Genomic DNA, 13,077 nt, shown 5'->3' with positions numbered 1-13,077 from the left:
AGAGGCTAAAATACATTCATTCTGCCTCTGAAATGTAGTTCCGGATTATTCTAAGTCAAGTAGAAGAAATACAAGTATATGGTGGAAATGACAATAGAAACGAGCATTAAGGGGAATGCCACTTTCATGAATCCTACAAAGGTCCATTTAAAACCTCTCTTCTCTGCCATACCCACGACTACAACGTTAGCCGATGCTCCGATAATTGTACCGTTGCCGCCCAGACAGGCACCAAGGGATAATGACCACCAGAGCGGGTTAAGATCTGCAATGCCGCCTAATCTGCCCATATCTTGAATCAGCGGAATCATTGTGGCCACAAAGGGTATATTATCTACAAAGGCAGAAGCTATCGCTGAGAGCCAAAGAATTAACATTCCCGTCGGCAAGATAGCTCCACCCGTAAGTTTTAATGCTTCCATAGCTATCCATTCAATAACTCCGACATGTTCCAATCCTCCAACTAACATAAATAGTCCGGCAAAGAAGAATATCACGGGCCATTCAACTGCTCCCAAAGCATGCTCAGGGTCATCACGGGTTATTAGCAAGAGGAATGCGGCTCCTGTAAGGGCAATAGTAGCAGATTCAAGATGAACATATTTGTGAATAAAAAAGCCAAAGACAGTCAGAGCAATGGCTAACAAGGATTTTTTCAAAAGAGTCATATTCTTGATTTCATCGGCTGGATCCATCATCATGATGTTATTCTTCAATTCTTCACGGGTAACTAATTGTTTACGGTATAGCATTTTAAGCAATAGTATCGTAACGAACATAATAACAATGACCACAGGTGCAAGGTTAATCACAAAGTCCATGAAGCCCAAGCCTGTTGCAGATCCAATCATGATATTAGGAGGATCACCAATTAATGTAGAAGTCCCACCAATATTAGAGGCAAATATTTCTGAAAACAAGATTGGCATTGGGTTAATTTCTAAAGACTTGGCAATTGAAAAGGTAATAGGCACGACTAACAATACAGTCGTTACATTGTCTAAGAGTGCTGAAAGAATGGCAGTGATAATTGTCAGTGAGACCATAATTTTCAGCGGATCTCCCTTACTACGTTTAGCAGCCCATACTGCCAGGTATTCAAAAAGTCCGGAGTTTCTGGCTATTCCCACAATGACCATCATACCGACCAATAGCCCGATGGTATTAAAGTCAATAGCTTCAATGGCCTGCTCCTGATTAAGAACCCCACCAATGATAATAATCATTGCCCCAAACAAGGCAACTACTGTACGATGAATTTTTTCGGAAATTATAATAGCATAAGAGATCAGAAATACTGCTGTAGCAAAGATTACTTGGCTATTCCCTTCCACAGACATTCCCTCAATTCTAAATAATCTGATTTATGGGTGATACACCTGGATCAATGACCCAGATGTATCTTTCTTAATTTTTTCTACTTCAGAAGCGGAGATAAACCTACAATTGGCCAGTAGGTAAAGGTCATGAGTACTAAGACACCCATAAGAACAGCACTGGCAGGAATACCACTTACAAAGAATTCGCCAGTTGTAAACTGCTTTGATTCATAGGCCATTGCATTAGGAGCAGCGCCTATCAAGAGTAAGAAGGGCATACCAGCCATAGCAGTGGCACCGTACAGGATAAGTTCCGGATTCACTCCAAGATACTGAGCCATAACGAGAGCTACCGGCAGAGTAATAGCAATAGCCGCTACATTCATGATAAAGTTAGTCATAAGCATCACAAGGAAACAAACCGCTAACACAAAAACCAACCAGTGTGCTCCAGCCAGCATTCCCAACCACTTGATAGCGATCCACTGAGCTGCGCCTGTTTGCCATAGACAGAAACCAATACTCATAGCACCCGAAAACAGTAAAACGATATTCCAAGGAATTTTCTTTTCCAGATCTTCAACCGTCAATATATTGGAAAGGAAGAACAATACTCCGGCAAGCAACAACGGAACGGAACGATCCATCGTCTTTAAGGCTGGAATAACAGCTTGCAGCACTAGCATAGCCAGTGCAAAGGCAACAACAACGCTTACGAATATCTCATTCTTTTTAATGGGTCCAAGTTTTGCATACTCTGATTTGGCCTTCTCACGTAAGCCCGGTATCGTAGACTTTTCCGGCTTATAAATGACCATTAACAATGCCCAAATAAGAAATACTGTTGCCCAACCAAAAGGAGCCAAGTGCAGGGAAAAGTCAACAAAAGAAACTTCAATACCGGTAAACTCTGTATAGAAACCAACTGCAGCAGGGTTACGCGCTCCACCAAGCAGAGTACAGATACTCCCTGCACCAGCAGTGTAAGCCATCCCTATGAACAAAGCCTTACCGAATTTTGAGGGTTTTCCATCGGAATTATCACCATTATACAAGGCTAAGATCGTCAATAAAATTGGGAACATAGTTGCGGCCACGGCTGTATGAGCCATGATATGGGTTAATAAGGCCGTAATAATAAATACCCCTAATAGAATCTTTCTGGTATCTTCGCCTACAATATCTAACATTTTATAGGCGATTCTCTTAGTTATCCCTGACTTAGTGAAGGCTAAACCTATGAGCAGGGAACCTAAAATAAACAAGACTGTCGGATCCATAAAATCTCTAAAGGCTTCCTTAGCAGGCCGTATCAGGAACAAAGCCTGCACAACCCCAATCATGAGGCTGGTAACACCGATAGGGGTTACTTCAAAGACCCACCAAATTGCGGCAAGGAAGAATAAACCAATGGCTGCCTTGCCTTCTTGACTTAAGGCAAAGGATTGGCCGGAAGGATCAACTGCCGGTCCAAACTGTGGTGCAGAGTAAAATCCTAAAAATAACGCAATTCCAAGTATAATAAAGAAAATACGTTTTGCATTATTACCACTCATTTTTTGACACACCCCTTTTTCATCTTTTAGGTGCTGCTTGTCTGGATTGTGTTCTAACAACAACATAAAACAAAATTACTTACTCCATCTAACACTTCTCCGGATTTTTGTGTTATAATACCATTACGATTAAATTTCTTAGCGGCCTTTCGAGGCTGCTTTTTTTATGAATTACAATATTTTGCGGCTTTATAACACTTCCTTACTTTGTTTGGTTCATTCATCCCTCCAATAACTCGAAGCCTATACATCCATAAAGGGTAGAAATTTACACAAGTCTTATAAATTAGATCAGTCCCTCCTTTCTCTTGATATGTGACTCTACTCACAAGTAAAGATTATCATCGGGATAGCATCGCGTCTATAGCAAATCAAAATGCTCTTAATCGATTTACTCTATTGCCAAAACAATGAATCCTCCGGATTTTTCTTAGTAATAGCCTAAAATTATTAATATTATGGTTCCACAGTTCCATTTTTAATCAACAATAAGGCTAACAGCCGGGTTTCTCCTCCTCAAATCACCTTCACCGCAATCAATAAACGCGGAAACATTATTCAGCCAAATTTATCTCAATAAATCAAGTTTATTATGAAAAAAATCTCCAAGAGAAAAAATGATTTCTCTTGGAGATTTTTCACAATGTATTTATAACTAAAAACTATGGTCAAAATTAATTTTATCTATTGATGATATGTTGGATATAGCTTATCCTTCGGTTCAGAAATGTTCGCCAATTGATCTGCACCTTCAGTATAAGTCCCCACCGGTAGACTCACCGCCATGATAGTCCCTTGAGGAGCGGTTTCAGAAACCCAAATTCTCCCTTTGTGCATGTGTATGATTTGATAACAGATTGACAACCCCAACCCCGCCCCATCATCCCTTGTCGTATAAAACGGATCAAATACTCGTGAAAGATCGTTAAGGGCGATACCCGTGCCAGTATCGGCAAAATGAACTTCGACGTTCTCTCCTTTGACGAATGATTCAATAAGGAGTTTACCCCCACCTTGCATTGCCTGAATAGCGTTTAGAATCAGATTGACAAAAACCTGTTTCATGCGATCCCTATCGATATTTACCAAAGGCATGTCAGCTTCAAACCGCTTTTCCAACACAATTTTATTTTGCCTTAACATTGGGTAAGTAAAGGTAAGAACAGATTCCAATAAGCAATTCAACTCAGTCGGACTAACAACCGGTTTATTAGGACGCCCAAAGTCCAGCAACTCTTTGATAACAAGATTCCCCCGATCAACCTGATCACAAATCACCTTGGTATATTCCTGCAGCTCAGGTGCTGTTTTAAATTCTCCCTCCATGACTTGGACAGTCGCTCTAACAATCGCTAAAGGATTTCTCAGCTCATGGGCAACTCCTGTTACAAGCCGACCCAAGGCAACCAGTCTTTCAGAGCGCATCAATTCTTCCTCAAGCCGTTTCTTTTCCTTCAGGTTATCCGCCATGTTGTTTATGGCTTGAACAACCTCTCCGATTTCCCCAGGCATCGAAGAAAGTCTTTTTTCACTATCTTCCTGCATACTTAAGATTCCATTTTTAATCAATTGCACCTCCGCTGCCAGGTTATGAATGATATATAAAGCAGCTCCCAAGCCGATTATCAGCCCAATAAGCGTCAAGTACCGGGTGATCAGACTAAATTGCCTGCTCTGAGCGAAAACAGGATGAACTTGTTCGTCTGCCCAGGCTATAGCAATTAGTTTTCCATCTCTCATCACTGGCATCAGATATTCAAAGGCTTGATTGCCTAGTGAACCCGCGATACGTGAAAGAGGCTCTTTGGTTGCCTTCACAGCCGTTAGACCTGAGGAAGCCTCGTCTAAAATTCGATATTCTCTTGCTTGGATCTCCTCAGGTGTTTGAGGACGGTATTGATGAAGAAAGCCATAAACATACAGATCATTCGTTTCAGGGATATATAACCCCAAGCGCACTCCCGGATTACCATCAGCCAGTGGCTTGGCAATAATATCGAAAGCGTTGGCAATGATAGCTATATCCCTTGGCGAGAGACGGGTGCTGTCTTCCAGATTTGAACGCTCTATAACTTCAGTTAAGCTCTGTACAGTCGCGTTAACCATGGTCCCCAGCCGCTCTTCCTTTGTTTTTAACAGCATTTCATCCTTAGCCCCTGAAAAAACTATGTCATACATCATCACTAGAATAGGGATCAATAGAATGGCGGCAACTGTAAACATTATTTGGGTAGCAAAGGATTTATTTTTTAGAATTCTTAACAAATTGAAGCCTCCAATAGTATGAATTCAGACAACGAACTCATAACTGTTTAATAACAAACACCCGTCATTACTTGCAGCAAAGGGCACGAGCAGGGCATTTAGGCTCTTCGTTTATGTTTAAAATCAAAGCATTTGTTTAAATGCAGATCAATCTGGCTGAAAACGAACAAAATAATCCGCAAACAGACAATAATGGCTGGCATAGAAATTGCATTAGCTAAGTACTTAAGCAGCGGAAACACAGAACCAGTTCAATTAAGACAAAAGGTCATAATCAGGGTATCCTTTATAAAGAAAAAGTCAAAGGTTTACTTATACTTCAAAGGGTTGGAGGTACGCGTCATGACCACGAATCAATTCATCCTATGGGTACAAGAATCGTTTGATTCTTGTAATATTCATAATGAGATTGAAACGAGCAAGCTTATTGTGGAAGTGATGAGGGAATTTTATTCACTCACTAATGAACAGGTATAGTCAATTAGGTCATTTTGCGTTTAAAAGCGCTTTTTTAGTCTATCTTCCTGACGGTCATACGAAACCGTTTGTCTTCAACCAGAATTGCTTAGCCTTCAACTCTAGAAATTTCTTTCTGAAAGGTGGAATTGGTTTTGTCGAACTCATTACTTAATAATTATACTACGTTTTTAGAAAGAATAACGGAAGAATCCGGAGATAAGTTTTTCCCGATTTGGCTGTTAGTTGATCCTAAACACCCTAACGATATCACTAATATATGGAATCCCATCATGTATGAAATTCAGGAAACGGTCTTTCGTAAACTTCACGCTAGAATTAATAGCCGAAATATTTTTATAAAAAATATTGTAAGTGATATCGGCAGCATTCACAGTGAGTCAACGAAAGCTGAAGTGACTAAAACTATAGAAATGCTGCGGCAAAGTATTTTTGAATATCAACCCAGGCTGTTATTTACGTTCGACGCAATTACAAACGAGTATGTGAATCGCGCCTTGGCTCAAAGACTTCCAAACGACCTTCAGTATTGGCATACCAGAAACTTAGATTATGAATTTAAACATTCAACACAGAACTTTAATTCTGCTCAAATAAACTTGATTCCCTTAATTCGCCGGAAAGCGAATACTAGTAAGGTCATAAATGATTGGCCGGAATACGGCAATAGCTACATTATTGATGTTTCTGCAAAAATTGCTGAGATGATCATCAATAACAAAGATAATCTAAATATATGGATTTAAAAACACATTTTTCAATCAATTGATTATCGCTAACTCCGGAGATTAAAAGAGTAAAACTCCCGAAAAGACAGTGGATCTCTTGGGAGTTTTACTCTTTTAATCAATATTAAATTACTAATGGTCCTCTCCTCGCTTAAGTGACAATAACCTCATCATTTTATGGTGTGGTTATAGCTTTAATTGGTACTTTTGAGCTCTATAAAGAAGCGCTGAACGAGTAAGCCCTAAAAGTTGAGCCGCTCTGGTTTGATTCCCTTTACTCTTTTCAAGAGCTTTAAGGATCAGTTCCTTCTCTACCTCATCAAAGGATATCCCTTTATCTGGAAAATTCAGAATCAAACCTTGCTCAATAGTTCGTTTCTTGTGTTCAACGTTTTGAATTTCCTTTGGTAAATGCCTTGCCTCAATTTGATTTCCCTGAGAAAGAATAACGGACCTTTCAATCACGTTCTGTAACTCTCTGACATTTCCCGGCCATTTATAATTCATCAATAACTCCATAGCCTCCGGAGAAATCATTTTTTCCTGAGAAGGATTAAATTTTTGAAGAAAGTGTATTGTCAGTAAAGAAATATCTTCTGATCGTTCCCTCAGCGGGGGAATATAAATCGGCAATACATTTAAGCGATAGTACAAATCTTCACGAAAGGTGCCGCGTTTAACACACTCCATAGGATCGCGATTCGTTGCAGCAATAATCCTTACATCAACTTTAATGCTTTCGGTTCCACCTACCCGTTCAAACTGCCTTTCCTGCAGAACTCTCAGCAATTTAACTTGCATAGACAAAGGCATTTCGGTAACCTCATCCAAGAAAAGTGTTCCTTGATCAGCTAATTCAAAACGACCTGATTTTCTAACAACAGCACCTGTGAACGCTCCCTTTTCGTGGCCAAATAACTCGCTTTCCAGCAATGACTCCGGCAGGGCTGCACAGTTAATCGCCACATAAGGTTTTTCCCGGCGATAACTTAAATTATGAATCGAAAGTGCCGTAACTTCTTTGCCGGTTCCGCTTTCTCCGGTAATTAATACCGTAGCATTACTGTTAGCGACCTTTTCCACAAGAGTGTTAACTTCTTGAATAGCCGGGCTATTACCTAAAATCCGGCCATGTTTTTTGTTCAGTTCAGAACGCAAAAAAACAACTTCTTCTCGTAACCGGCTAACCATTAAGGCCTTTTTTACAACTATCTTAAGCTCGTTAAGGTCGAATGGCTTGGAAATATAGTCAATTGCCCCCAATTTCATAGCTTCGATGGCAGTATCTATCGAACCATGGGCAGTAATCATAATTACGGGAAGCTTTGGCATGAGGTCTCTGGCCTTGACCAATACTTCTAATCCATCCATTTCAGGCATTTTGAGATCAAGAATAACCAAGGAAGGTGTTTCATTCTGAATTAGTTCAAGGCCTTCTTTCCCCCGCGTAGAAGTCATTACCTGATATCCTTCCTGACGGAGGCCTCTCTCGAGTGCCCAACACAGATGCTCTTCATCATCTATGACAAGTATCTTATTCAATAAAAACACTTCCTTCACTAACAGAAAGTGAGTTGCAAACATCCCCACAGACTTATGATTTATAACTCGCATTCCGGCAACTCTTCACCAAATTCTGACCGGACTATCAATGTTTTACTTAATCCAAATATCCAAGTAGTCCTTGTTCTCGATTATCTTTTCGGCAATCTTTGCCCCGACATGTTGAAAATAAGTCTCCCTCTCCGTTCGAGACAATAGACTGCGATTCTCCATGAACCTATCATTGGGAACCACTCGTCGAAGTAAGGGAATTCTATTGGTTTGATTAACATCAAAGTTTTCCATAGCTTTTTCAAATTCATCCTTTAGAATAGCTGAACTCCAAGCTTTAGGTCCTTTTTCCGGTTTGACTTCGTAGACCCGCCGTGCAAATTCAAAAGGAAATGCCCCAAAAGAAATAAGCATTTTGGGTTTGTGTTTTAGAACAATTTCCCTGTAAAACTCGATTTCTTTTGCTACTTCCCTCCCCCACCAATTTAAGGTATTGGGAACTATTCCGCCATCGCTTACAGCGCTTCTTATATAGACATTAGAAGCATCTATTCTCGTATGCAATTCTCTGAATACTCTGTCCTGGATTTCATCCAATACAGGTCTCCAAATATCGTGACGAACTGCAGGGTATTTCGGATTTATTAGCAGCCATATCGGATAATTTCTTTCTCCCAATTCTCTCCTTGTATTCTCACCTTTAGATAACGCACCATCAGACGTTAAGCAGGACAAAACCATCCCCACCTTTCACTGTACTGCCAATTAACTGACCAAGCATATAAAATTTACGATCAAATTTCTTAGCGGCCGTTCAGGCAGCTTTATAATTTTTTATAAAGATCCAACTTACATGAGCGAACCACATTAAATTAATCCTACACCCCTTTCAGATTTACATGTGTTTTTTATCACAATTAGAGATTATCATTGCAACATAACTGTGTCTAGAGGAAATCAATATATTCATAATCAATATTTTTAATTCACACATAATAACAATGTTTTCTACTTAGTTCAGGAATGGATAATCAGATGAGCACACCTGCAAAGAAGCCATCAAATCGTTGCATAAGTCATGGTTTTTGGAATAACGTAAGCTTCACTTGTAAACCCCAAAGAATTTTACTTTAAATATTTACATATATGGGTGTTGTTTACTTTTAATTGTTTGAAAAGGCTTTTGTCCACGATTGTTAATATTGATTACGTTTATTTGATCTTGAATAAATCAATAATTCCTTAATTAGGATATAATATTATGAACAAATCTTCAGGACTCTGGGAACTACTGATCAATACTTCAGCGCCATCTTAAGCACTTTATCCCCACCGTCGATACAGACCCTGGAGCACCTACTTACAAAAAGTGAACATTATAATCGCTGTGCTATGGTTAGTTCCTTATTTCAATCCATCCATATATTGAGATTATCCTTATTTTCAATAATCTTTTCAGCGATCTTTGTTCCGACGTACGCAAAATAATCGTCCCAATTACCGGACTCTTCTATAAACTTCTCACTTGTAACGACTCTGCGAAGCAAGGGAACAATATTTGTTTTCCCCACATCAAAGTTCTCCATCGATTTTCCAAATTCATTACCCAAGTTAGCAGTTCCCCAAAACTTAGGTCCCTTTTCCGGTTTAAGTTTATAGACTCTTCTTAAAAATTCAAAGGGAAATGCCCCAAAGGAAATAAGAATCCTTGGGCGATATTCAAGGGCAAGATTCCTCAACTCTTTGATTTCCTCAGCAACTTGGTTATCCCACCAATTGCGTGTATTAGGCACTATTCTGCTATCGTCAACAGCATTCCTGGTGTAAATCTTAGAAGTGTCTATTCGTGTGCGAAGCTCCCTATACACTTTATCTTGAATTACAACTAATACAGGGGTCCAAATATAATGACGAACGGCAGGATGTTTCGGATTAAATACTAACCAAATCGGATTGGACTTTTCTCCCGACTCATTCATCCGGCCCACAAATGGCTTATCTTTATTATTAAGTATTATTTCGGACAATTCTCTCACCTTCCTGATTAAATCTTTTACAATACATCAAGCTTTCGGTAAATGAGCTTGCTTACAACTTATTCTATACAACCGGTTGCAATTTCTTACACCCGATGAGCACTTACTATTATACCCTATTGTCGATAGATCAAAAATAGTTGGAATATTGATTCGATAAAACAATTTAAGCCCCGAAGAGACAACTTCTCTGCGGGGCCAATTGCTCCTAACTAAATTAACTTAAGCTAATTCGAACAATCCAAAGCTATCCCTTAATTATAAATCTATTTCCTCTTAATCAGGCAGAGCAATAACCGTCGATAAAATCTTGAGGAAGCTTCTTAATTAACAACACCGGTATCGGAGACCTGTTAAGTACGTTGTGTGCCAAGCAGCCGAAAATCAAACCCTTTAAAGTTGTCAACCCCCGTGTCCCCATAATAATTAACTTAAAATGATTTTCTTCCGCATACTCAAGCAGGGCATCTACCGTATCAGTAATGCTGGGATTACAATGTATTACATGGTGACTGACATTCCGTACTCTTTCGGTAAAAATTCCGTTGGTGGTTGTTAGAATATCGGTATACAGTTCTTTGACATTCGTATCGGTTTCTATAACCCTCTTCATCCATTCAGCAGTAGGGCTAACCGGCCAGGTATCAATCCATCTGTACTCCGTCCCTGCAGAACCATCTTCGCCTTCTTGAACTTGCACAATGGTTAAATGCATATTCGGCATATTCTTCAGCAGGTTGGCAGCATAAACAGCTGCAGAAAAAGCCTGCTGTGACCCATCGGAATAAAGGAGTACATTAAACTTAAAATCACTCATGCCATATTCCTCCTTATCATACCTAACTGCCGTTTTTTAGAAAGAAACCGTGTTCTTATTCCTCATATTGATGCCCGTCTCAGGAACCTCAGATTCTAATAGTACACATGCCGCAGATTTATCATCATCAGCGATAAGTTCACAGCCTAAAACAGATCTTGCTTTCTTTAAGGCGTTGGTGGAAGATGCAAAGATTTCATTTTCTGACATAAAAATATTGTCTTCTCCAATGTCGGAGGTAACATGAGAATTGATGAGTAAGTTATTAAACTCAGATTTAACACCGCTGAAGATGACTAGTCCCCCAGATTCTTTTACAGCTCTGATAAATACTTTTAAAGCACCTAAGGCGGTTAAATCAATATTAGCAACGTACTTCATTCTTAAAATGAATACTTTAGACTTATCAACTAAATCATCAAGTTTATTTTGAAGATCCTCTGCTGAGCCAAAGAAAAGATTCCCTTCCAGCTGAACAATGATAATATCTAGTTTTTCCTTAATGGTACGGACTTCTTTTTCAATAATTTCTCCATTCTTTCCTTGTGAAGGAAGGAGAAGTTTCATGGGTGCTTTGTTTGTATCTTTTAAATATAAGGCAATCGAAATCGCAATCCCTGTATAAATTGCTACATCGAGATGAGGCATTAGAATGGTTGCAATACATGTTGCCCACATTGCCAGAGAATCCGACTTGAATTTACCTGCTTTTACGATATGCGCTATTTCCTTTTTATCCACCATATTATAGGCAATAACTAAGATTACGCCGGCAAGACATGGATTAGGTATATACTGGGCAAAAGGGGCGAAGAACAATAGAACCAAGGCAACAATCACGCCTGACAACATTCCTGCAATTCTAGTAACTGCTCCGCTTTGGTAATTGATAGCAGAACGTGTAAAGGACCCTGAGCCAGCAAAGCACTGGAAGAAGGCAGCACCGGCATTGGCTATACCTTGCCCGATGAATTCCTGGTTAGCATCAATTTTTTGTCGTGAGGTAGTGGCTATGGATTTAGCAATTGCTATTGCTTCAACAAGTCCTATGATTGCAATAGCTACTGCTCCTCCGAACAGATTTTGAGCTACCTGCAGATCAAATTGAATCATTTTGAAAGGAGGCAGAGAGGAAGGAATATAGCCGGTAAGTTTTACTCCTTTTTGATCTAAGGAAAAGATTACGATAAAAATAATGGGGATGATAATTCCGATCAGCGCACCGGGAAGCTTTTTGTTAATCTTTTTACAGATTATTATAATGGCCATTGTCATGGCTCCGAGTCCAAGGGCATATAAATTTGTTTCGCTCAGATGAGTCATCACATAATAAAACTTCTGCATGGTAGACATATGTGAGGAATCTTTAATGGATATGCTCAGCAGTGTACTGAGCTGACCAAGTCCGATCAACACGCCTGCACCGGCCGTAAAACCAATAACAACGGAATGAGACACAAAATTGATGACTTTACCCAGTTTGATAACCCCAAATAGGATTTGTAAGACCCCTACCATAAATGTCATCAGGAAGAGCATCTCGTAGACATTTTCCTGCCCCATATAGCTGCCCAAACTGCCTGCTACAAGCAAAGCAATGGCATTCGTCGGTCCGGCAATGATATGATTCGAACTGCCGAAGGCTGAGGCAAGAATGGTAGATACAATAGCCGTATAAAGTCCATACACAGGATTTACGCCCGCGATCAGTGCATAAGCCATAGACTGTGGGATTACTACTACAGCCACGGTTAAGGCTGCAATTAAATCTTTACTGAAATATTCCTTTTTATAATTACCGATCGTTCCAATCAAAGGAATATATTTAAATCGAGTTAAATACAAAGGACTCCCACCTTTCAATTACAAAACTTAATACACGTTACATCTCTGTTATCAATAAAATTTATTGTCACAATAGCGTCAAGTGATTTCAAAAAATAAAACAGCTATAAAAAGCATCCTCCTCTCGATCTCCAAGGGTTCTCAATGGCTGAAAAGAGATTTTTTTCACTAAATAATTTAAAAAAATTTAAAACTTTATCTTAGCAATTATGGTTACAAATAAAAAGAACCGCTTCCTCCCTTTGGAAAACCACTGAAAAGTAAGGCCAGGGATCCACCTCCAGTCACTATAATTTCCATATATGACATCTTCCGAATATTTGCCGTCATTTAACTAATTGATTACACGTAATAAAATGCACAAATAATCTTAACAAAAATTGTATATCGTTCTCTCAAATTTAGATTAGCATTGATATTATATCAAGTCAATATTATTGCAATCAATATATCCTATTACAAAGAAAAAATTTATTTAGT

General features: G+C 39.2%; 10 protein-coding genes. 2 read left to right on the top strand and 8 right to left on the bottom strand.

Going from position 1 to position 13,077, the window contains the following annotated elements; translation table 11 throughout:
• Positions 1-50 precede the first annotated feature (50 nt).
• The 3 genes from DESYODRAFT_RS08380 to DESYODRAFT_RS08370 all read right to left on the bottom strand — a co-directional run bounded on the left by DESYODRAFT_RS08380 (position 51) and on the right by DESYODRAFT_RS08370 (position 5,140).
• Positions 51-1,334, bottom strand: coding sequence for an ArsB/NhaD family transporter (locus DESYODRAFT_RS08380; protein ID WP_007781771.1), 1,284 nt, complete (start codon positions 1,332-1,334; stop codon positions 51-53).
• 83 nt (positions 1,335-1,417) lie between these two features.
• Positions 1,418-2,875, bottom strand: a complete 1,458-nt coding sequence (locus DESYODRAFT_RS08375) for an SLC13 family permease (RefSeq protein ID WP_042338357.1) — start codon at positions 2,873-2,875, stop codon at positions 1,418-1,420.
• A 684-nt stretch (positions 2,876-3,559) separates the two neighbouring features.
• Positions 3,560-5,140 carry an ATP-binding protein gene (locus DESYODRAFT_RS08370; protein ID WP_007781768.1) on the bottom strand — a complete coding sequence of 527 codons (1,581 nt, stop codon included), beginning with the start codon at positions 5,138-5,140 and terminating at the stop codon, positions 3,560-3,562.
• Positions 5,141-5,482: 342 nt separating this feature from the next.
• Here DESYODRAFT_RS08370 and DESYODRAFT_RS29505 point away from each other — a divergent pair, with 342 nt between their 5' ends.
• Both DESYODRAFT_RS29505 and DESYODRAFT_RS08365 read left to right on the top strand, forming a co-directional pair.
• Positions 5,483-5,617, top strand: a complete 135-nt coding sequence (locus DESYODRAFT_RS29505) for a hypothetical protein (protein WP_007781766.1) — start codon at positions 5,483-5,485, stop codon at positions 5,615-5,617.
• Between the two features lie 134 nt (positions 5,618-5,751).
• Entirely contained in the window at positions 5,752-6,363 is a 612-nt protein-coding gene (locus DESYODRAFT_RS08365; RefSeq protein ID WP_007781763.1) for a hypothetical protein, read from the top strand.
• 168 nt (positions 6,364-6,531) lie between these two features.
• Here the strand turns inward: DESYODRAFT_RS08365 and DESYODRAFT_RS08360 are convergent, their stop codons facing one another.
• The 5 genes from DESYODRAFT_RS08360 to DESYODRAFT_RS08340 all read right to left on the bottom strand — a co-directional run bounded on the left by DESYODRAFT_RS08360 (position 6,532) and on the right by DESYODRAFT_RS08340 (position 12,597).
• Positions 6,532-7,929, bottom strand: coding sequence for a sigma-54-dependent transcriptional regulator (locus DESYODRAFT_RS08360; protein ID WP_042339497.1), 1,398 nt, complete (start codon positions 7,927-7,929; stop codon positions 6,532-6,534).
• 72 nt (positions 7,930-8,001) lie between these two features.
• A complete protein-coding gene (locus DESYODRAFT_RS08355) occupies positions 8,002-8,634 on the bottom strand; it encodes a hypothetical protein (protein ID WP_007781757.1) in 633 nt (210 codons plus the stop codon).
• A 674-nt stretch (positions 8,635-9,308) separates the two neighbouring features.
• Entirely contained in the window at positions 9,309-9,926 is a 618-nt protein-coding gene (locus tag DESYODRAFT_RS08350) for a hypothetical protein (RefSeq protein WP_007781754.1), read from the bottom strand.
• A gap of 289 nt (positions 9,927-10,215) precedes the next feature.
• Positions 10,216-10,752: a universal stress protein gene (locus DESYODRAFT_RS08345; protein ID WP_007781751.1), complete on the bottom strand. Its 537-nt coding sequence runs from the start codon at positions 10,750-10,752 to the stop codon at positions 10,216-10,218.
• 36 nt (positions 10,753-10,788) lie between these two features.
• The gene (locus tag DESYODRAFT_RS08340; protein ID WP_007781748.1) at positions 10,789-12,597 is read right to left on the bottom strand and encodes a SulP family inorganic anion transporter; all 1,809 of its coding nucleotides are present in this window, start codon (positions 12,595-12,597) and stop codon (positions 10,789-10,791) included.
• Positions 12,598-13,077: the final 480 nt, after the last annotated feature.

Origin of the sequence: Desulfosporosinus youngiae DSM 17734 (genome assembly GCF_000244895.1) — a bacterium.
GTDB classification, from domain to species: Bacteria; Bacillota; Desulfitobacteriia; order Desulfitobacteriales; family Desulfitobacteriaceae; genus Desulfosporosinus; species Desulfosporosinus youngiae.
This window is presented reverse-complemented; position numbering and strand designations above follow the sequence as displayed.

Excerpts from the sequence above, each read along its gene's own strand:
- DESYODRAFT_RS08360 (WP_042339497.1), bottom strand. The coding sequence starts at position 7,929 with ATGTTTGCAACTCACTTTCTGTTAGTGAAGGAAGTGTTTTTATTGAAT.
- DESYODRAFT_RS29505 (WP_007781766.1), top strand. The coding sequence starts at position 5,483 with ATGACCACGAATCAATTCATCCTATGGGTACAAGAATCGTTTGATTCT.
- DESYODRAFT_RS08375 (WP_042338357.1), bottom strand. The coding sequence starts at position 2,875 with ATGAGTGGTAATAATGCAAAACGTATTTTCTTTATTATACTTGGAATT.
- DESYODRAFT_RS08345 (WP_007781751.1), bottom strand. The coding sequence starts at position 10,752 with ATGAGTGATTTTAAGTTTAATGTACTCCTTTATTCCGATGGGTCACAG.